General features: G+C 70.5%; 16 protein-coding genes and 1 pseudogene. 7 read left to right on the top strand and 10 right to left on the bottom strand.

Translation table 11 applies throughout. The annotated features are described in order from the left end of the window. Positions 1–4 precede the first annotated feature (4 nt). Positions 5–136, bottom strand: a pseudogene (locus tag ACZ42X_RS11285) (DUF4244 domain-containing protein); the annotation flags it as partial. Between the two features lie 101 nt (positions 137–237). Here ACZ42X_RS11285 and ACZ42X_RS11280 point away from each other — a divergent pair. From ACZ42X_RS11280 to ACZ42X_RS11265, 4 genes are all read left to right on the top strand, one after another. Next, a complete protein-coding gene (locus ACZ42X_RS11280; protein WP_468287052.1) occupies positions 238–1,686 on the top strand; it encodes a tyrosine-type recombinase/integrase in 1,449 nt (482 codons plus the stop codon). Further along, positions 1,680–3,428: a hypothetical protein gene (locus ACZ42X_RS11275; RefSeq protein ID WP_468287050.1), complete on the top strand. Its 1,749-nt coding sequence runs from the start codon at positions 1,680–1,682 to the stop codon at positions 3,426–3,428. Before ACZ42X_RS11280 ends, ACZ42X_RS11275 begins: the two co-directional genes overlap by 7 nt. Positions 3,429–3,562: 134 nt before the next feature. Continuing rightward, positions 3,563–5,641 carry a hypothetical protein gene (locus ACZ42X_RS11270; RefSeq protein WP_468287047.1) on the top strand — a complete coding sequence of 693 codons (2,079 nt, stop codon included), beginning with the start codon at positions 3,563–3,565 and terminating at the stop codon, positions 5,639–5,641. A gap of 1 nt (position 5,642) precedes the next feature. After that, positions 5,643–6,140 carry a hypothetical protein gene (locus tag ACZ42X_RS11265; RefSeq protein WP_468287045.1) on the top strand — a complete coding sequence of 166 codons (498 nt, stop codon included), beginning with the start codon at positions 5,643–5,645 and terminating at the stop codon, positions 6,138–6,140. 21 nt (positions 6,141–6,161) lie between these two features. Here ACZ42X_RS11265 and ACZ42X_RS11260 read toward each other — a convergent pair whose 3' ends face one another. Genes ACZ42X_RS11260 through ACZ42X_RS11240 form a run of 5 tightly spaced genes read right to left on the bottom strand, consistent with a single transcriptional unit; the run spans position 6,162 to position 10,682 of the window. Next, entirely contained in the window at positions 6,162–6,686 is a 525-nt protein-coding gene (locus tag ACZ42X_RS11260; RefSeq protein WP_468287042.1) for a P-loop nucleotide/nucleoside kinase family protein, read from the bottom strand. 48 nt (positions 6,687–6,734) lie between these two features. Continuing rightward, the gene (locus ACZ42X_RS11255) at positions 6,735–7,601 is read right to left on the bottom strand and encodes a glycosyltransferase family 2 protein (protein WP_468287040.1); all 867 of its coding nucleotides are present in this window, start codon (positions 7,599–7,601) and stop codon (positions 6,735–6,737) included. Then, positions 7,595–8,830 (bottom strand): glycosyltransferase, encoded by a 1,236-nt coding sequence (locus tag ACZ42X_RS11250; protein ID WP_468287037.1) that lies wholly within the window; start codon positions 8,828–8,830, stop codon positions 7,595–7,597. The genes ACZ42X_RS11255 and ACZ42X_RS11250 overlap by 7 nt, the downstream gene beginning before the upstream one ends. Continuing rightward, the gene (locus ACZ42X_RS11245; RefSeq protein ID WP_468287034.1) at positions 8,827–9,531 is read right to left on the bottom strand and encodes a hypothetical protein; all 705 of its coding nucleotides are present in this window, start codon (positions 9,529–9,531) and stop codon (positions 8,827–8,829) included. Before ACZ42X_RS11245 ends, ACZ42X_RS11250 begins: the two co-directional genes overlap by 4 nt. Continuing rightward, on the bottom strand, positions 9,528–10,682 hold the full coding sequence (locus ACZ42X_RS11240; protein ID WP_468287031.1) for a glycosyltransferase: 1,155 nt from the start codon (positions 10,680–10,682) through the stop codon (positions 9,528–9,530). The genes ACZ42X_RS11245 and ACZ42X_RS11240 overlap by 4 nt, the downstream gene beginning before the upstream one ends. Before the next feature lie 146 nt (positions 10,683–10,828). Between ACZ42X_RS11240 and ACZ42X_RS11235 the strand changes: the two genes are divergently transcribed. From ACZ42X_RS11235 to ACZ42X_RS11225, 3 genes are all read left to right on the top strand, one after another. Then, on the top strand, positions 10,829–11,803 hold the full coding sequence (locus ACZ42X_RS11235; protein ID WP_468287028.1) for a helix-turn-helix domain-containing protein: 975 nt from the start codon (positions 10,829–10,831) through the stop codon (positions 11,801–11,803). Beyond that, positions 11,800–12,363, top strand: a complete 564-nt coding sequence (locus tag ACZ42X_RS11230) for a peptide deformylase (RefSeq protein WP_468287025.1) — start codon at positions 11,800–11,802, stop codon at positions 12,361–12,363. The genes ACZ42X_RS11235 and ACZ42X_RS11230 overlap by 4 nt, the downstream gene beginning before the upstream one ends. A 1,342-nt stretch (positions 12,364–13,705) precedes the next feature. Further along, complete coding sequence (locus tag ACZ42X_RS11225) at positions 13,706–14,983, top strand: PIN domain-containing protein (RefSeq protein WP_468287022.1); 1,278 nt, start codon at positions 13,706–13,708, stop codon at positions 14,981–14,983. A 512-nt stretch (positions 14,984–15,495) separates the two neighbouring features. On the opposite strand, the gene ACZ42X_RS11220 is transcribed toward ACZ42X_RS11225, so the two are convergent. Genes ACZ42X_RS11220 through ssd form a run of 4 tightly spaced genes read right to left on the bottom strand, consistent with a single transcriptional unit; the run spans position 15,496 to position 19,368 of the window. Next, complete coding sequence (locus ACZ42X_RS11220; RefSeq protein WP_468287019.1) at positions 15,496–16,254, bottom strand: type II secretion system F family protein; 759 nt, start codon at positions 16,252–16,254, stop codon at positions 15,496–15,498. Then, positions 16,251–17,120, bottom strand: coding sequence for a type II secretion system F family protein (locus tag ACZ42X_RS11215; protein ID WP_468287016.1), 870 nt, complete (start codon positions 17,118–17,120; stop codon positions 16,251–16,253). The genes ACZ42X_RS11220 and ACZ42X_RS11215 overlap by 4 nt, the downstream gene beginning before the upstream one ends. Further along, positions 17,117–18,268, bottom strand: a complete 1,152-nt coding sequence (locus tag ACZ42X_RS11210) for a TadA family conjugal transfer-associated ATPase (protein WP_468287014.1) — start codon at positions 18,266–18,268, stop codon at positions 17,117–17,119. Before ACZ42X_RS11210 ends, ACZ42X_RS11215 begins: the two co-directional genes overlap by 4 nt. After that, positions 18,265–19,368 carry a septum site-determining protein Ssd gene (ssd, locus tag ACZ42X_RS11205; protein WP_468287011.1) on the bottom strand — a complete coding sequence of 368 codons (1,104 nt, stop codon included), beginning with the start codon at positions 19,366–19,368 and terminating at the stop codon, positions 18,265–18,267. The genes ACZ42X_RS11210 and ssd overlap by 4 nt, the downstream gene beginning before the upstream one ends. Between the last annotated feature and the right edge of the window lie 57 nt (positions 19,369–19,425).

The raw sequence follows: 19,425 nt of genomic DNA, 5'->3' as shown, positions 1-19,425 counted from the left end.
GGCTTCAGAACTGCGCATCGAGCGCCCTCCCGATCACCGACTCCAGCCGTCCCGACACCGCGTCGCTCGTGACGATCTTGTAGAGCACGGCCGCGAAGGCGCAGGCCGCCAGCGTCCCCATCGCGTACTCGGACGTAATCCTTGCTTAGTTTCTATGTCTCATTGAGGTAGTCCGAGAACGAGCAAGCTGCGAAAGTCTCTTGCACTCTCTCTAGTCTCAATCTTACGGTGCACGGCATGCATCTGATCTTCTACAGCCGCGCGGGCTGGGAGTGTTGGGGGCTTGGGCGTCAGCCGCTGATCCCAGAAGGCATGCCGGTCTTGATCGACGAGGACTTGACCTTCGAGGACGATGGCGCACCCCGGCCCACAGTGGCGGCCAACCGCTGGCTGCGCGATCTACCTCTCAACGGGGCGCGGTCGCCACGGACTTGGAAGAACTACGCGCAGGCTCTGCGGTGCTGGCTGGAGTTCCTCGCCCGGCTCGGCGTTGATCCGCTCGGGGAGCGGCAGCCCTTGCGGGACGCTTTGAGCGCGTTCTCGGAGTACCGGTTCGCGGGGCCGCTGGAGGCCCGCTGGGACGAGGGCACGTGGGACCAGAACATCAATACCGTGGCCCGCTTCTATGCGTGGGCTGAGGATGAGGGGCTCTGCCCGGCTGTGCCGTTCACGTACCAGGTGGTCCGGCGGTACACCGAGGCCGGCGTGCAGCTCGCGCGACGGAACACGGCCACGGTTCGGCGGGCGAAACCGCACGTCACGGTGAAGTATCTGGAGAGCGACTTCCTTGAGCTGTTCCTTCGGGCGCTGGCCGGCCTGCGCCCGGATGGTGAGCCGGACTCGTTCCGCGGCCGTCACCTGGGGCGCAACGCCGCGATGGGTGCGCTGGTGCCCTCCAGCGGCCTGCGGGCCCAGGAGTTCACGCACCTGCTGACGTACGAGCTGCCTGCTCTCCCGGCTCGCCGCAGCGTGGTTCCTGTCCGGTTCCCGCTAGCCGCGCAGATCACCAAGGGCAAGAAGCCGCGGGAGACGTGGGTCAGTTACGACCCGCTGGCCGAGGTGCACCAGTACATCGAGCTGGACCGCGCGATGCTGACGGAGGGCCGCCCATACCGCCCCGACCCACGCCTGGGCGAGCCGTTGGTGATCACCGAGCCGGACTGGGAGGGCGGGAAGGTCAACGGCCGCCGAGTCTCCTGGCGCAAGCTGACCTTGAACGAGCGGCTGCGGCTGGTAACACCGGAGGGCACGCCCGCGATCATCGCGGTGCAGTCGGACGGGACCCCGTTCACCGACTGGGCGACCGTCTTCCGTCGAACCTCGGAGCGCATCCGGCGGGACTTCGAGCCGCGGTTCCCGACGGTCGGCCCCCACGTGCTGCGTCATACGTTTGCGATGGCGACGCTGGAGAAGCTGGTCAAGGGCCACTATCAGCGGGCTGCCGCTCTGGTAGCTGACGCAGGTGAGGACGCCGCGCTGTCGCTGTACCTGACGAAGGCGGACCCGCTGATGGTGCTGCGCGATTTGCTCGGGCACTCCAGCGTGACGACCACGGAGATTTACATCCAGCGCCTGGACGTGCAGCGGATCTACCGCGAGCTCTACGACGAGGCGGGCAAGTACAGCGGCCAGGCCGCTGCCGAAGCGGACGCCGAGTTCGACGACGAGGAGGATGCCACATGGTGACCCGGGTCGAGCACGCTCCGCTGCGCATTGAGTTCACGTTCCCTAACGGCACCGCCTGGACAGGGGATTTGAGCGCCACGGCCAACGAGGAGCTGGCGGAGGACCTCGCTCATGGCCTCGTTCAGATGGTGCATCCGCTGGGCCGCATCACCGCACGTCAGAGCGCGGTAACGTACACGTCGACGATCCGGCGGATGGTCGCGGAGCTGGCTGCGCTGGGCTTTCACGGTCGCTTGGCGGATCTGCGCACGAGCCACGTTCTGTCGTACTGGATGTCCGTCGGTGGCAGGCGTGTCTTCCACACCCGCCGCCTGCTGGCTGGCTGCGGGGACCGTGTGGACGCGGGTATCCGGGTCTATCTGGACGGGAAGGCCGTCAAGAGCCCGCCTCGGAGCAAGCCTCTGCAGCCGTACACCGACGGCGAGTGGCGGCAGATCGAGACTGGGCTGCGGGACTATCTGCAGCAGATCATGGTCCGTCAGCGTGAGGTTCTCGACCTGGCCGCACTGGGCCCTGACAGCTCCGACCTCGGCCGGAACCGGCAGAACTTCGCGTGGCTGGTGCATGAGCATGGGCCGCTGAAGGTCCCGGATGCGGCCAGGGTTATGGGGCTGACCGTGGACTACTTCCGCGACGGGGTCGGCGGCCAGTACCGGGCTGTGCGGAGTGCGATGTACCCACCGGTGCAGGTGGCGACGGCCATGCGTCTGCTGTTCGGCGTCTACAGCGGCGTTGTCCCGGACGGGATCCGGGATCTGGGGCTGCACGATTTCACCTGGACCGGGGACCGCACGGTGCTGATGGACTACGTCAAGGGACGCCGCGGCCCGGAATCGGTGAACCTTCCAGCTCGGGCCGTGCGGCTGCTGGAGCGCTGGCTGGAGCTGTCGGAGCCGGTGCGGCGACTGGCTCCGGAGTCGATGGCCGGCGACTTGTTCGTCTACCTGGACACCGAGTACCGCAGCACGGACGGCGCGAAGGCCCAGTTGTCGGTGCTGTCCACCCGGGCCGCCGTCAAGAGCGGGGAGAAGGCCCGGCGTCAGCTGGCGAAGGAGCTGAATCTGCGTTCGGACGTGGGAGAGCCGCTGCTGTTGCACTCGGCGCGGATCCGCACGACCTACCACAATGTGTTGGCGCGTCGGGGGTGGACTGGTCGTACGAGGATCGACCCGAATCACACGGCCGCGGTGGAGGGCAGCCACTACGTCTCGTCCACGACGCCAGCGCAGGCCGAGTCGGTGGAGACCATCATCGAGGACGCCCAGGCTGACATCTTGCGGCGCAGTCGCCCGCCGATCGTGTTGAGCGATGAGGAGGCCGCCGACTTCGTCACCGAGCAGCCCGAGCAGGCGGCCCGCCTGGGCCTGGACGCCGAGGCGATGGCCGAGCTGCTGGGCGGTGAGATGGACGTGTTCACCGCGGCGTGCGCCAACCAGCTTGCCGGACTCCACGGCCCCAAGGGCAAACCGTGTCCGGCCCGGCCGTGGGTGTGCCTGCTGTGTCCGCTGGCCGTCTTCACACCTCGACACGCGCCCAACCTGCTGCGGCTGAAGGCCTACTTCGCCCGTCAGTCGCGGCAGCTGACCGTGCAGCAATTCCTGGCCGTGTTCGGCCCGTACGCCGACCGCCTCGACCACGACATCCTGCCTCGCTTCGACGCCTGCCTGCTGGAGAAGGCAGCCGGCGAGGTGGACGACATCGACTCTGAGCTGCCCCTGCGGCCCGAGGAAGGAACCCAGTGACCCCCGCTAGTGCCCTGGTCGTGGAGAGCCTGGCCGGTCCCATCCCCCGGCAGTGGGCCCAGCAGTCCCCGTTCGCGGGTCTGGACGTGTGCCGCGAGGCCGGATGGGACATGTGGTCGGACGGTCCGTATCCCGTGTTCGACGAGGACTTCTGGGACCTGTCAGGAGTGAAGTTCCCCAAGGGGGTGCGGAGCAACGTCAAGCGCCTGGACTTCACGGGCATCACCAACCCGGCCCTGCGGCTGACCGCCAAGGAGTACGTGTTCGCGCTGGTCGTGCCCGGCCACGAGCGTGTCCTGGCCCTGCCGGAGGCCCGGCGGGAGCCATACAAGCCGGAGTCGGCGTTCAACTTCTGCGTGCAGCTCGTGCGGTGGATGAACTTTGTGACCGAGCAAGGCATGTCCTCACTGAGTGAGGTGATGCAGGAACACTGCGAGGTCTACCGAGAGCTCCGCTCGCACCGTACTCGCAAGCGGCGGCAGGGCAGCGGGCCGATCACACCGGGCACCATGTTGACGATTCTGCGGCCGGTCGTGGACCTGGCCATCTACCGCGAGTTGTTCACAGTGGACGCCTACCGGTCCGGGTTCACGCCGTGGGAGGGGCACACGGTCAGCGAGGTCGCGGGCTGGGAAACCTATGCCTTGTCGTCGACGCCGCCGGTGGCGGAGGAGGTGTTCCAGCCCACGGTGGCGGCGGCTCTGTATCTGGTGGAGACGCTCGGGCCGCTGGTGGCCGAGGAGCTCGAGCGCATGCTGGAGTTCCGGGCCGGCAGGGGCGGGCAGAACCCCCGGGCCGTCACGGCGAAGCACCGCGCCGCTGTCATGGCCGCCGCCGACTGGCATGTCCGCGAGCAGGTACCGCTGCTGACCATCGACGCCCGGCAGGTCACGCGGCGCGTCAAACGAGGCTGGCGGCCCGACGATCCGCTCCTGAACGTCGACATCGGCGAGTTTTTCGGCCAGGCGACCCGTTCCAGATACGCGAAGATCGCGGACCACCTGGTCGACGATCTTCGCCCGTACCTGGAGCCTGTGGTGGCCAAGGTTGGGGTCGCAGGCATGTTCGGCCGGAAAGCCTCCCAGGTGCCCCGAGCCGATGACTCGCAGCAGCTGGTGCCGTGGACTCTGCCGCTGACCGGGGACGAGCTGCGGAGCCTGCAGATCGTTCTACTGGCCGCCTGCCGGGTCCTGGCCGCGGCCCTGAGCGGCATGCGGGCCGGGGAACTGGACGAGCTGACCGCGGACTCCCCGCAGCCGCCTGTCACCGTCTCCGGCGGCACCCAGCGCTTCAAGCTGGGCAGCAAGCTGATCAAGGGGCAGGAGTTCGGCGGCGTCGCCGAGGAATGGGTGGTACTGGAACCGGCCTGGCGGGCGGTGAAGCTCGCCGCCCACCTCAACCAGGCCCGGGACGCTCAGCGGGCCTTCGCCCGCTCGCCGATGGACTTCCTGCACAAGAGACTGCGGGAGTGGGTCAACAGCCCCGCCGGCCAGCGGCTCGGCCTGGCGCCGATCCCGGCTGGTCCGGTGAACGGACGGATGCTGCGGCGAACGCTCGCTCTGTCGCTGGCCCACCGCCCCGGCGGGCTGCTGGCCGCGAAGATCCACCTCAAGCACGTCTCCGTGGTCACCACCGAGGGCTATGCGATGCGGCCCGGCGGCTCCCAGGGCAACCTGCTGGCCGAGGTGGAGCGGGAGCAGGACAAGAACCACTTGAAGCTCACGAAGGAGGCCTTCGAGGACTACCGGGCGGGCCGCATGCCGGCGGGTCCCGGGGCCCGGGAGCTAATCGCAGCGTTCGAGCACATCGACGCGGCGCTCAAGGATCACGAGCCGGGCACTGCGGCCGTGCTGGAGGCCGAGCGTCGGCTGGAGAATTTGCTGAGGCAGCAGTCCAAGCACCTACATCTGCAGACCGCGAACTACTGCTGGTTCCGTGACCCGCACAAGGCCCTGTGCCTGAAGCTGGCGGGCACCCCGGAAGCGACGAAGCCACTGGGTGGGATGTGCGACTCGGCCCGCTGCCCGCAGGCCACCCATCACCCCTGTCACCTGCCTGTCTGGCAGAGTCAGGTCGGCACCGGAAAGGTCTTCCTGGCCAACCCGCGCTTCCCCAAGGGCGAGAAGAAGCGGCTCGAGCCCGAGGTGGAACGGGCCCAGCGGGTGGTGGACGAAATCATGACGGCGGCCGGTACATCGGACGGAGACAAGTGACATGCCACGGATCAGTGACGCGGACCGGGCCCGCAACGAGGAAGCTATCCGCGCCGCGACGGACCGGCTGCTGCGGGGGGAACTTCCGCCCGGCGGGAAATGCGATCTGAAGACCCTGGCCGCCGAAGCGGGGGTGCCCCGCACCGGCTTCTACCCGAAGAAGAACCGCGACGGCAGCACCCGGCCAGGCCCCTACCAGCACCTGGCTGAGGAGTTCGAGCGACGCCTTCAAACTTTGCAGGAGGCCGGGCAGATGGTCGACCCCAGAGCGGCGCAGATCGAGCGGCTCAAGGCCCAGGTCGTCGAGCTCAAGGACCGGCTCGCGAAACGGGACGAGGCACTGGCCGAGCTCACGGCGTTCAAGACCCTCGCCATCTCCCGGCTCACGGCCCAGCACGAGGAGATCGAGCGTTTGAGGGAACAGGCCGCCACAGTCGGCAACGTCCACCGCCTGCCCGCATCCCGCAGCGACACGGCCCCGTACGGTTCGTGCAGCTGACTGCCCTCACCGAGCCCAGAGCTATTGCCCCCGGACCTCGGTGAGGTCCGTCACGAGCACGTCCAGGTCACCGGTGTAGACGATCACGTCTTCGTCGTCGGCCGGGGCATCGAAGCGGGCGAAGAAGTCGTCCAGGGCTTGTGGGGAGACGGTCAGCGCGTTGGCGTCCTCGCGCTGGTTGCGTTCGGCCAGGCGTCGCAGCAGTTCGTCGCGGTCGGCGGGGAGGTAGACGACCAGGGGGTGGCCGCCCGCTTCGCGGGCGGCTTGCCGCCAGGTATCGCGCTCGCTGCGGCGCCACAGGCCGTGGTCGAGGACGACGTCGTTCCCGGCTTCGATCTCCTTGGTGAACCGGTCCCGGATCGCTTCGACCACGGGCCGTTCACGCTCGAAGTAGGTGTGCTCGGGGTAGTCCACGCCGTAGCGGCCGTGGAGTCGGTGGACCTCCTCGTCGACGGACAGCCGGAGGTAGCCGCGGTCGGCCAGGGCTTGGGCGACGGTGGTCTTCCCGGAGCCGGTGAGGCCGGCCAGGAGTACGGCGAGGGGCACGTGGTCATCCTTTCGCGACATGGTGTCCGCGAGCGCGGGTGCTGCCTGTCAATCCTGGCCGCTGTGGGCGTGGGGACGCCAGGTGGTGAAGATGTTGCGGGCCTCGGAGGGCCAGCCGAAGGGCATTCGGTCCAGGCTGACTCGGCGGAGGGCGAAGCGCGGATCGCTGGTGTTGATCACGCCGCCGTGCTGGCCGACGTGGGTGAGCAGGCGGTTGGCCTCGTCGCGGACGGCTGGGGTGTGTTCCTGCCAGGTGCCGGAGGTGAAGTGCTGCACCCGGCGGCGGAGGTCGTCCAGGACGCCCGAGCGCCACTTGAAATGGTGAACCGCGCAGATGCGGTCCGCGTTCGGCCGGTGGCCGGGGGAGCGGTGGTTGCCGGAGGAGACGGTGACGTCGTGGCGGGCGAGGACGATCTTTCTCGGGTCGCCGTGCAGGAGCCGGTGGGTGAGGTGGCCGCCGAGGGGATAGGCCAGGTCGAGGCCGCCTTCGGGCCTCCAGCCGGTCAGGCGTCCGCTGGCGGCGACGCGGTCGAGCATCAGCCCGCCGACCACCCGGTGTCCGGTCTTCTCGGCCTGGGCGATCACCTCGTAGAGCGGGGCGGGGTACTGCTGGAACTCGTCGGCGTCGGCGAGCAGGTGCCAGCCGGGGCCGGCCTGGTGTCGCAGGGTGTCGCGGAGCTGGGTGTTGGTGTGCTCGTGCCAGGGTCCGGTGCTGGTGCCGGTGGGGATGATGCCGAGTTCGCGGCAGGCGGCCTGGAGCTCGTGTCGCTGGGTGTCGGGGACGTGGTCGGGGAAGTGGAAGGCGATCAGGAACCGCTCGACGCCGAGCCACCGGTAGTGGCGGACCCAGGCGGCCAGCAGGGGAGGCTCGATGGGGCCGATGACGGCGATCAGGGCTGGAGGTGTGCTCAGCATCGGGACTCCTTGGCCGTGAGCGGGGTGAAGGTTCGGGTGAGGAAGTCGGCTTGCTCGGCGGCCGTCCACATCCCGACGAGGCCGGGTGCCTCGGAGCCGGGAGGCTTGGGCGGCTGGTGGATGACGGCGTGCAGGGCAGCGGCGAGACCGTCCGGGTCGCCGGCGGGGAAGGTCAGGGCCCAGGGCTGGCTGTGCAGACGGCCGGTGAGGGCGGGGTCGTGGTCGGAGACGATGAGGGGGACGCCGAGGCGGGCGGCGTCCATCACGAGCCCGGATTCCTTGCCGACGCCGGGGTGGCGGGCGACCAGGGCAGCGTCGGCGGCGCCGTAGACCAGCCGCAGCACGCTTTCCGCGACGGGACCGGGCACGGTGTGCAGGCGGAGGTGGGGCAGGGTCCGCCACCGCTGGAGTACGGCTTCGTCGAGCGGATCGCCCGCCACCACTAGGTGCAGCGGCTCCTTCAGCCGGGCCAGGGCGGCGTCGATGACGTCGATGTCCTTGTACGGCCACCAGCCGCCCACCAGACACACCGTGGCTTCGGCGGCGGAAATGCCGAAGGCCTTCCGGCCGCCGTTGCGTTCAGCGTCGGTCAGGCGGCGGCCGTCGTCGACCGCGAAGGCCTGTACCACTGCTGGCAGGTGGGGGAAGGCCGCAGTGAACTGAGCGCCGACGGCCTGGGTCGGGTACACCGCGATCACCCGTTGCTCGCCCCGGCAGGTGAGCCGGCCAAGCAGCCTCACGACGGCGTCCTCGGTGGTCACAGCCTCGTGGAGGAACCGAAGGTGCGGCTGGCCGCCGAGGAGGGCGGCGGCCCCGTGCAGGGCCTCGCTCGCGGTCAGGATCACCACCGCGTCGGCGCCGGACTCCAGACGACGGGCGGACCGCAACGCGGACGCCTCGGTCAGGCAGCGGGTGATCAGGGTGATCTGGTGCGGCAGCCGCCGCAGGCGGCGGGGCCAGCGTCGCGACCGGAAGACCCGCTGTCCGGCGGCCGACAGCCCGGCTGCGAGCCGGGCGGCGGCCAGCAGCACGGCTGCCCGCCGCCCGGCCGGCGCGGTCGCCAGCCGGGCCCCCGCCTCGCGCAGGGCCACCACCGCGTCTCGGGCGGCGCCGTGCGGGGCGATGACAAGGCTGCCGGGCCGGGCCTGGGCGAGGGCCACCAGCGTGCGCTGATGGTGCCCGCCCAGGCGGTTCGCGTACGGCTCGATGAGCACGAGCGGGCCGGTCACCCCGAGACCGCCTGGTCCCCGTGGGCGGCGGTGAACCTCTCCCGCAGCCAGGTGGGATTGTTGAGATGATCGAACTGCTGCGGAGCGCGCGCGGTCTGGCGGGCGAAGGTGACGCCCTCACGGGCCCCGGCTGCGGCGTAGGCGGCGAACTCGCCGCTGCGGCTGAGCGTCCATGCCTCGACGCGCTTGTGCGCGTCGTCGTCGGCCATGCCGTACTCGCTGCCGCGCGAAAGCATCGCGCACTCGCGGAAACCGGCCTTCCAGGCGTGGAAGGGGCTCTGGTTGAACCTGGTGATCCCGGCCGTCTCCTGGGCGAACTCGATGCGTCCCGGCAGGGCGGCCAGCACGTCCACGGCCTCGCCCATCTCGCGCAGGGCACTGCGGCGGATCAGCTTCAGCCCGCCGTAGCCGTAGGTCAGGCCGTTGACCGGGTTAGCCGCCCGCCACACCCGCATGGAGATGCACTCATCCAGCGGCTCGACGGCCGCCACATCGAAGCCGTGGTCGATGGCGAAATCGCCGTCGGCGAGGAAGAACTGCTCGCGCTCGACAACCTCGGCACACAGCCGGTAGGCCCGGCGCATCCCGTGCACACCGTGCAGCCGCTTGACGGTGCCGCCCAGCGTCCGCTGGAGCCGGGAGTGCAGGGAGTTAGCCATCGGCTCGTCGTACGACAGGAAGACGGCGTCGAAGCTGGTCACGAGATGGCCTCCAGGTAGCGGGCGGCGACCAGGCCGGGGGCGAAGTCGGCGGTGGAGGCGTGGGCCCGCTTGGCGTGGACGGCGTGGAACTCGTCATCCGTGGCCAGGCGCTCGGCCAGGACGACGGCCTCGGCCGGGGTGGCGAAGCACAGCTCGGGGTCGATGTGCTCGGCCAGCCAGCCCAGACGCGGGGCGATGACCGGCAGGCCCATGCCCTGGCAGTCGATCACGCTCATCGACCAGGGGCAGCCCGGCCGGAAGGGGGCGATGCCGAAGCGGGCGCCGGCCAGCAGGTTCTTGTAGCGGACGCGGTCACCGCGGTCGGAGACGACCTGGACGTGCGGCAACGCGGCGAGCTGGTCCCGCATCCTTTCGGGGCTGTCGTCCAGGCCTTTGCGCTCGGCGCGGCGCTGGCCGAACAGGTCCATGACCCGCAGCCGTACCGTGCCGGAGGCCACCAGGTCGCGGGCGAGGTCCACGAACTGCCCGGTGCCGTAGTGCGCGTACAGCCGGTGGTTGTAGATGCCGATCGCCGTGCCGGAGGCGGGCCGGGTGGTGGCTGGGTCGCGGACCAGGCGTTCGTCGCGCGGGGCGGGTACCACCCGCAGCTTCTCGCCGAGGTCTACGGTCATCCGGGCGGCGGCGGCCGACACCCAGGAGGCGGCCGTGGCGGAGTGGACCATCACGCGGTCGCAGGCGGCGAGGCCGGCGGCGAAGGCCAGCAGCACCGGCCGCCCGAGCCCCGCGTCGTTCAGGGAGGGGTCGAGCATGAGCTGGCCGCCGCCGGTGAAGGAGAACGGCAGGTAGTGGCAGTACCCGGCCAGCAGCGCGTTCGATCCGGCCTCCAGCAGGGCCGTGCGGATCGCCGGAGCCTCCTCGACCTGGTTGGCCACCACCACATCCGGCTTCTCAGCCCGGATGAGCGCCACCAGCTCGTCGATGTCCGCCGAGAACCGGGCCCGGTACTTCGTTCCGGGCACCTTGGTCTGGTGGAAGCCGCAGCGGTCGTCCCCGGCCGGAGCTGGGGCCGCGACGGTTACCTCGGCCCCGGCGTCGGCCAGGGCCGGGCCGAGCAGGTCCGCGAAGATCCACCCCGAATCCGCGGACAGCTGGTCGGGGTTGGAGATGTTCAGCAGGTACAGCACGCGCATGATGCGTCGCCTCCCTCATCTGCCCGGGGGTCGATCCGGGCCGCTGAGGGAAGGAAAACGGCGACGCGGGCCGTGACGGGATGATGAACTTGGATCACTCACGGTTCATTCATGCTCACCAACAAGTGACGCGGGGCGGGGCTTCGATGGACGCGCACAGCGAGGAGATCACCGTCGAGCAGGCGGCCGAGGACTTCGCGGCCGAGCTCGCGCGGTGGCGGGAAGTACGCGGCATGTCCAAGCGGGGCTTAGCGCTGGCCATGGGCTTCGACCCGTCGTACGTCAGCCACATGGAGTCCGGTCGCCACAAGCCGAGCGAGGAATTCGCCCGGCTCGCCGAAGAGACGCTGAACGCCGGGAAGGCGATCTGGCGGCGCTGGTGCGACTACGAGCAGGCCCGGACGAGAGCCCGGCGCCCGGCCGTGGCCCCGCCGGCCCCGCGCAGGCCCGAGCAGCCGTACGCCACCGGCTCCGCGCTTGTCGTTGAACACGACGCCGCCAGGCTCCAGTACGACGGACGCTCGTACCGGCTCACGATGCGGCGGCTGCTGCGGAACACCGGCGAGGAGCCCGTGACCCGCTACCTGATCCGCATCTCCGTCGACCGCTACCCCGGCGACCCCGAGCGGTCCAACGCGCACTACCGGGCCCACCCGCTGACCTGGGACGAACTCGACCTCACGGCCACCTGCCGGGGCGAGACGATGCGGTGGCAGGCCAAGCACGACCGTGACGCCTTCAAGGAGGTCTGGCTGCTGTTCGACAACGAACACGGCCGCTTCCCGCTCTACCCGGGCGAATCGGTGTGGATCGAGTACGCCTACACCGTCGGTGACGAGAAGTGGGGGAACTGGTTCCAGCGGGCCGTACGCCTGCCCACCGAACAACTGGAAGTCCAGCTTGCCTTCCCCGCCGCCCTTGATCCGGTCGTGTGGGGAACCGAGACCTCCATGACCGCCGAAGCTTCACCGCTGCGGACCCCTCCCGTCCGCAGCGATGACGGTGAACTACGGCAATTCACATGGATCACGACCACACCCGCCCTGCATGCTCGGTACCGTCTTGAGTGGAGGTTCCGGGCGCGGCCCGAACACAACACGGATCAAGGGGACTTCAGGTGATTGACGTGCGGCCCAGCCAGCGGATGCGGGACCTCGGAGTCGTCCAGCACGGCGCCGGCATTCTCGCCGAACCGGCCCGCGCCTTCACCCTGCCCGCCGAGCGCGACGAGGCCGAGCGCATCACCGACGAGCTCTTCGCCGCGATGGAGCGGATCGGCCAGGTGCACCCTTTCGCCAAGGGCATGGGCATCGCCGCCCCGCAGATCGGCATCGGCCGTGCTGCGGCCGTCGTCCAGCCGCCCGCTGATGCGCCGGCGATCATCCTGCTCAACCCGCGGATCACTGACCGCTCCGACGATGCGGACGAGCAGTACGAGGGCTGCCTGAGCTTCTTCGACGTCCGCGGCCTCGTCCCCCGCCCCCTGAAGATCACCGTCGAGACCACGAACCTGACCGGCGAAACCGTGACCACCGTGTACGAGCGCGGCCTCGCCCGCCTCATCCACCACGAGATCGACCACCTCGACGGGCTGCTGTACACCGCCCGCATGAGGACCGGCGTCGGCCCGATCCCGGTGGAGGAATACCGGCAGACCGGCCAAGCCTGGACGTACGGATGAACCGGAATTGTCTCGTCCTTAAAACAGCAGCAAGTCTTCTCCGGATGAGGGTGGAGTAGCCTCGGCGTCCTTCGAAAACTCGAGCTGCCACCCGGACGCCTCGGTGTACGGCATGTGCGTTTCCGAGCCGGGGCAGAGCACTAGGGCCTTGCGCTGACGCTCCCGCTTGTGATCGACAAGGGAGCCGTACCCGGTCCGGCGCGTGGGCATCAGGGCGATGTTTCGGCCGCAGACGGGGCAGGTGGCACGAGGGCGTGAGGGCATGGCGAAATCTCCTTGTTGGAAGGCGCGTTGAAGGGGGAACAGCCCCGCGAAACCGGAGCGTGTTTGGAGAGTAGAACCGTGGCCTGAACCCTGGCGAGCGGCGGCTGGAAGCACCACAGGAAACCGCATTCCAGCAGGTCACCCGCAAGAGAACTCAAAGGAACCCAACGGAACAGACCAATCAGGTCGATCAGGGTCTAGTCGGCTCTAGAAAGCTCTAGGCGACCGGACGCCAAGTTGGCTGGATCTCGTCAACTTGTCTTACGGCGAAGCAGCTTTGGGTGCAGCAACGTTCCCCTCGTGAGGGCGGGGCGGGTGGACTTCGCGAGAACCGGGTGTGGCTGGAGCGTAGAGTCCGGCCGCCGAGGCTGGCGAGTGCCGGCTGCGGAAATAGGAAGCGACTGCGTTACCGCAGGTGAAAGGCCGTGCAAGGTTCTGCAAGGGGACGTAATGACCAACTACGGCTAACTGTGACTAACTCCTGCGAGGTACTTGCACACCAACTTGGCCAGAACGCAGCGGTTGTCTATACCTCGCCCTCGCGGAGAGGTTTTAGGGCATGACGAAGATCCTTCCTGCCGGGGCGTAATCGTGGAGGTGGAGGCCGGAATCGACCTTTCACCGCGAGGGTAGAGAACGGGAACCGACAGCGCCGTGAGGCGCCGTAGGAACCCGCCATGAACCGCGCGTAGGCAGAGTGTGGCCAGGGTGTATTCAGAGTGCGCGTAAGGGGTCTCAGAGTGTCGCCAGAGTGATGGCAGAGCGCTCCGGAGAGATCTCAGCAGATTGGCCTGATCCGCTCGCCCCGAGGGGAGTCTCGCAGCTCGGCCACGGATCCCGAAGCGCCCCGAGCGGCTCTCGGCCAGGGGCCTCGCGTTCGCTTCCGCAGGGTTCAGCGGGGTTCCGCGGGGTTCAGCGGGGTTCCGCAAGGACTGGCGTTGAACGACTGCCGCGAAGCGTGTCGGAGCATGGCCGAAAGTGCAACGAGAAACCGAGTACATCGAATCGACCGACGGCATCAGAACTTGAGAGGCTGGAGCCGTATGCCTCGGAGCCGAGAAAGACGGAGTGCCGCGCATTGATCATCCTGGACGCGAACATCCTCAAGGGGACCTCTCTGCGGGGTCCCGCCGCGGACGTGCTCCGTGCCATCCGGGCGGCGGACGGCGAGCGCGTGGCTGCTCCATGGATTGCCATGGAGGAGGTCGCCGCACAACAAGCGCTGGCCTACCGGAAGAAGCTCGACGTGGCCATGGATGCCATAGACGAGCTCCGGAAGGCCACACCCTGGGCACATGTCCCCGACCCCAGTAGGTGGTCTGCCGAGCACGTGCGTGATCACTGGCGGGAGCGGTATTCGTCCATCGCGGAAGTCATCGAGACCTCCGCGGAGGTCTATCAGCAGGCCATGTTCCGGGAGACGAACCTGATCGCCCCGTGCAAGACCGTCAACAGCGGCAAGAACAAGACCGGCGCCCGCGATGCCGCGATCTGGCTGACGGCGGTCGAGTATGCGCGCGTCCATCCAGAAGAGACGGTCTACTTCGTCAGCGACAACACGACGGACTTCGGCGACGGTACGTCGTTCCCGGTGCCGATGAACAAGGACATCGCCGGCATGGAAGACCGGTTCTTCCTGTTCACGTCGCTCGACGGCATCGTGACGAAGTTCGCACGGGAGCTGGAGGCCAGCGCCGAGGAGATTCAGGGGCTCCTCAACACCGAGGAGACCCGTGCGACCATCTTGGAAGCGGCCCGGGCCGCTTCTAAGCGCTACCGAACGATTCACGGCCTACGGGTAACCCTTGCCGCAGATGCTGTCGCGAGCATGGACAGGCTGCGTCCCGACTTGGCCTCCCCTTGGCGACCGACCGAAGTGGCGATGCTTAAGGTGCTGGAGGTGAGCGGCCGTGAGGTTGGTGGTCACCACTGGTTCACCGCGTGGGTGCGGTGGGTGCTCACCGAGAGCAAGCCGCGCCTAGCCTTCCCAAACGATCGCTTGGCGTACGTCTGGGAGACGCGGGTCCTGTTGAGCACGACGGCCGACAAGGCCCTGACGGTCCTCGACTTCAGGCGCCCGGGCCCCATCTCACCGGAGGATGTCCCCAGATTGCCGGAGGTCCCCCGGGTCGCAGACGACCCGGTTGCGATCGCGGCAGCGCGGAGGCTGTTTGAGAACCCGGAGTTCCGGGTCACCCTGGAACGTCTGGCCGCGGGGTCGGTACGCGACCTCAGGTCCATGCAGGCGGCGATCGGCCAGATCTTCAGCCACGGCCAGATGGCCAGTGAGGTGACCGACCAGCTCTCGGACACTCTGCGCACTTTGCAGAACGAGGGCCCCGGCGAGGAGGCCTAGGGTCTCCTTGAAAATCGATCTTGTCCCTGGTGATCATCACGCTGGACTTTCAGTGGCTTTCGCGCAACGGAAACACGTGCCCTGGATACACCTGCCCACGACGACCTGGCGCTCGACTACGGGCTTCCCATCTCACCCAGTCACAGTCGGGGAAGGCTGTCGCGCGCGGCAGGGGCCGCGACACGACTGCGCTCCGGAACAGCCGACCGATGCGGCACCTGTCACCTCCCAGTCACCGAACCTGCGGCGCCAGCAGAGTCAGGCGTGGCCACTCAAGGCGCCATGTGACATGCGCCACGCCAGCCAGGCCGGAAAGAGACACCATGACCCCGCACGTCACTGCGCCTGTACGAGTCACAGCCCCCGCCTAATGCGACTCTGGCAAGGTGGGACACGGCGAGTGCCGCGACACGCTTGGTAGTCATGCCCGCGTCCCCGCGCAGCCGGGCGAGCCCGGCCTTCAACCGCTTCCACATCGCAATCCCCCTTGCATCGATCCGAATCTCACCCGTTCACAGCAATCCGCCGGCCAGCCCCACGAGCACCGGCGCCACCCCGACCGCGAGGAACGCGGGCAGGAAGCACAGACCCACCGGCGCGGTGATCAGCACCTGGGCCCGCTGGGCCCGGGCCGCCGCCGACCGCTCCCGTTCCGCGCGCAGCCCGGCGGCGAGCCGGGACACCGCGTCGGCGGCGGGTGCGCCCGAGGCCGACGCCCGCTCCAGACAGCGGGCCAGCCCCTGGGCGCCCGGTATCGCGGCGAACCCGCCCCACGCCTCGGCCGGTTCGCCGCCCAGCCGCAGCTCGGCGGCCGTACGGGCCAGCCGCTCCCCGACGGGGCCGCCCAGGGACTCGCCGACCGCCTCGGCCGCCTCGCGCGGCCCCGCGCCCGCCGACAGGCACGCCGCCAGCAGGTCCGCCGCCAACGGCAGGCCCTGTGCCGCCCGCCCGTCGTCGGACAACCGTCTCGGGCGCCGCTGCCAGCGCCGTACGCCATAGGCGCACGCGACCGCCACCACACCGCCGACCAGCCCCTCGACCAGGACGTATCCGGCGAGGGCCGCGGCCACGGGCGCCGTCCAGCGCCGCGCCCACGCCCCGTACGGCGGTCGCCGTGACGGACGCCGGGCGCAGCGCGCCTCCAGCAGCGCGGCCATCCGCCCGCGCCCCCGGCGCTCACGGCGCAGGGCCGCCACCGACCACACCACCCAGACCGCGACGGCGGCGAGCGCGAGCGCTGTCCCCAGCCTGTGGAAGAGTTCGGCGTTCACGGCTCCTCCCCGGCCCGTACGATCCGGCCGGCCCACCACAGACCGGCCGCCTCCAGCAGTCCGCCCACGACGAGGCAGCCCGCGCCCGCCGGAGTGTGCAGGAGCACCCGCAGCGGATCGGCCCCCATGGCCCAGCCCATGGCCAGCCCCACGACCGGCAGGACGGCCAGCAGTCCGACCGTGGCCCAGGCGCCCGCCAGCTGCGCCCTCAGCCGCTCGCGCTGGTCGCGCTGCTCCCGCAGTGCCGCCTCCAACCGGTCGAGTCCGGCGGCCAGCCCGGCGCCGCCGTCCGCCGCCACCTGCCAGCAGGCGGCCATCCCGGCGAGCCCGTCCGCGCCGTCCTCCCGGGCCACCCGCCGAAGGGCCTCCGGGACGTCGCCGCCGAACCGCGCCGCCGCCAGGACAGCAGCCTCCTCGGAACCCAACGCGCCCGTGGAGCCGGCCGCGAAGCGCAAGGCCTGCCCCGGCTGCCACCCGGCGCGCAGCTCGGCCGCGACGGCCCCGCACAGCGCGATCACCGCCTCCGCCCGCCGGTCGCGTGCCCTGGCGCGCTCGCGGGCCGCGAGCCGCCGCCGCACCAGCGGCACCGCCGCGCCGCCCGCCAGCAGCGGCAGTACGGAGGCCCCGAGCACCGCGATCAGACCACCCGCCGCCAGGCAGAGCCATTCGCGTCGCAGCCGCAGCGCCGGCCACCACCGCCGCCAGGACCAGGGCGCGGGCTCCACGGCGCCTCCTCCCGCGACGGCTTCCCCTCCCGCTCCGGCGAACAGCAGCCGCGCCCGCCGCAGACCGCGCTGCCGCTCCATGAGCAGCCACGCCGCCGCACCGGCGCAGACCACCGCCGCGTACACCGGCTGTCCCGTCACCACCGCGCACCTCCGATCAGCGACCGCAACCGCTCCCAGCCCCGCTCGTACAGGAACCCGTCCGCGCCCCACCGGAGCGCGGGCACCGTCACCACCAGCCCCTGGCGGTCCCGCTCCAGCACATGCACCTCGGCGATCCGCCGCCGCCCGCCCCGGTCGCGCACCAGGTGCAGCACCACCGACAGGCCGGCCGCCAGCTGGCTGTGCAGCGCCGCCCGGTCGAGCCCCGCCGCCGTGCCGAGCGCCTCCAGCCGGGCCGGCACATCGGCCGCGGTGTTGGCGTGGACGGTGCATGAGCCGCCCTCGTGGCCGGTGTTCAGAGCGGCCAGCAGATCGGTCACCTCGGCTCCGCGCACCTCGCCCACCACCAGCCGATCCGGCCGCATCCGCAGCGCCTGCCGCACCAGGTCCCGCAGGGTCACCCGGCCGGCGCCCTCCTGGTTCGGCGGCCGCGCCTCCAGCCGCACCACGTGCGGATGATCGGGCCGCAACTCGGCCGAGTCCTCGGCCAGTACGATCCGCTCGCCCTCACCGACCAGACCCAGCAGGGTCGACAGCAGCGTCGTCTTGCCGGACCCGGTCCCGCCGCTGACCAGGTACGAGACGCGGGCTTCCACCAGCGCCCTCAGCACCCGGTCCCCGCCCGGCGGCACCGTCCCCGCCGAGACCAACTCCCGCACGGAGAACGCGCGCGGCCGGACCACCCGCAGCGACAGACACGTCGAACCGACCGCCACCGGGGGCAGCACCGCGTGCATCCGCGTCCCGTCCGGCAGACGGGCGTCCACCCAGGGCCGGGCGTCGTCCAGCCGCCGGCCGGCCACCGCGGCGAGCCGCTGCGCCAGCCTGCGCACGGCCGCCGCGTCCGGGAAGGCCACGTCCGTCAGCTCCAGCCCACCGCCCCGGTCCACCCACACCCGGTCCGGCGCCGACACCAGGACGTCCGTCACCGCGGGATCGGTCAGGAGCGGTTCCAGCAGACCCGTGCCGACGAGCTCGGACCGCAACACCTCGGCAGCCCCGAGCACTTCGGCGTCGCCCAGCAGCCTGCCCTGCGCCCGCAGGGCCGCCGCCACTCCGGCCGGGGTCGGTTCCGAGCCGCTCTCCGCGAGCCGGCGGCGTACGGATTCCAGCAGGCCCGCCGTCATGACACCCCCTCCCCGGCGAGTGCGCGCTCCCAGAACGCCGCGCAGAACCGCCCCAGCGGGCTGCGCGCGCCGTCACCCGGCGGGGCACCCGCGTCGAGGTCGGCCATGAGACCCGGTTCCAGGGGCAGTTCACCGGCGAGCGGCAGCCCGAGCACGTCGGCGATCCACTGTTCGTCCACCCCCGCGGCGTACGGTCCGCGTGCCACGACCCGAAGATCCCGCAGGACCATGCCGACCGCCGACGCCACCCGCTTTGCGCCCGCGACGGCGCGCAGCTCAGCGGGCACGACCAGCAGGCCGAGGTCCAGTTGCGCCAGCGCTTCCGCGGTGGCCTCGTCGATCCGGCGCGGCAGGTCGACGACGACCACGCCACCGCGCCTGCGCGCCGCCGCGAGCACCGACCGCATCGCCTCGGGCGGGATCGTCACGGCGTCGCCCCGGTCCCAGCTGAGCACCCGCAGACCCCGCAGGGAGGGCAGGGACTCCTCCAGCGCCCCGGCCGCGACCCGGCCCTTGGAGGCGGCGAAATCAGGCCATCGCAGGCCCTCCGCCTGCTCGCCGCCGAACAGCACGTCGAGGCCGCCGCCCAGCGGATCACCGTCCACGAGCATCGTGCGCCGCCCGCCACGGGCCGCGGTGACCGCCAGCGCGCAGGCCAGCGTCGAGGCCCCCGCACCGCCCCGGCCGCCGATCACCCCGACGGTGAGCGCCTGTCGCCCCACGCCCTCCGCCACGTCCGCGATCCGGTCGACGAGCCAGCTCTCCGCGTCGGGCAGCCGCAGCACGCAGTCGGCGCCGATCTCCACCGCGCGCCGCCACACCCCGGGATCGTCCTGGTCATGACCGACGAGCAGGACGCCGCTCCGGCGTGTGGCCCCCCGGCACCTGACGGCCGCGTCGTCCCCCACCAGGATCAGCGGGGCGCTCTCCCAGGCCGCCCGGTGCTCCGGCACCGTGGGGTGGACCTCCGGGTGCGCGCCGGCCGCGGCGCACAGCCGCAGCAGGTCGTCGAGGAGCTCCGCGTCCTCCGTGATGATCAGCGGCCCGGCCTGCCGCGCGTCGGATGCCGGCGCTCTGTCGGATGTGTGTGATCCGGCCATAATTCCGCCCCCTGCTCACTGTCTTCACCCAGCTCTTCATCCCGGTCTTCGCCTGGT

It is taken from the genome of Streptomyces sp. NPDC030862, assembly GCF_055571835.1.
The sequence above is the reverse complement of the archived record's forward strand: the minus strand, read 5'-3'. Positions and strand labels throughout refer to the sequence as shown.

Excerpts from the sequence above, each read along its gene's own strand:
- ACZ42X_RS11235 (WP_468287028.1), top strand. The coding sequence starts at position 10,829 with ATGGACGCGCACAGCGAGGAGATCACCGTCGAGCAGGCGGCCGAGGAC.
- ACZ42X_RS11240 (WP_468287031.1), bottom strand. The coding sequence starts at position 10,682 with ATGCGCGTGCTGTACCTGCTGAACATCTCCAACCCCGACCAGCTGTCC.
- ACZ42X_RS11275 (WP_468287050.1), top strand. The coding sequence starts at position 1,680 with ATGGTGACCCGGGTCGAGCACGCTCCGCTGCGCATTGAGTTCACGTTC.
- ACZ42X_RS11210 (WP_468287014.1), bottom strand. The coding sequence starts at position 18,268 with ATGACGGCGGGCCTGCTGGAATCCGTACGCCGCCGGCTCGCGGAGAGC.
- ACZ42X_RS11265 (WP_468287045.1), top strand. The coding sequence starts at position 5,643 with ATGCCACGGATCAGTGACGCGGACCGGGCCCGCAACGAGGAAGCTATC.
- ssd (WP_468287011.1), bottom strand. The coding sequence starts at position 19,368 with ATGGCCGGATCACACACATCCGACAGAGCGCCGGCATCCGACGCGCGG.
- ACZ42X_RS11255 (WP_468287040.1), bottom strand. The coding sequence starts at position 7,601 with ATGCTGAGCACACCTCCAGCCCTGATCGCCGTCATCGGCCCCATCGAG.
- ACZ42X_RS11280 (WP_468287052.1), top strand. The coding sequence starts at position 238 with ATGCATCTGATCTTCTACAGCCGCGCGGGCTGGGAGTGTTGGGGGCTT.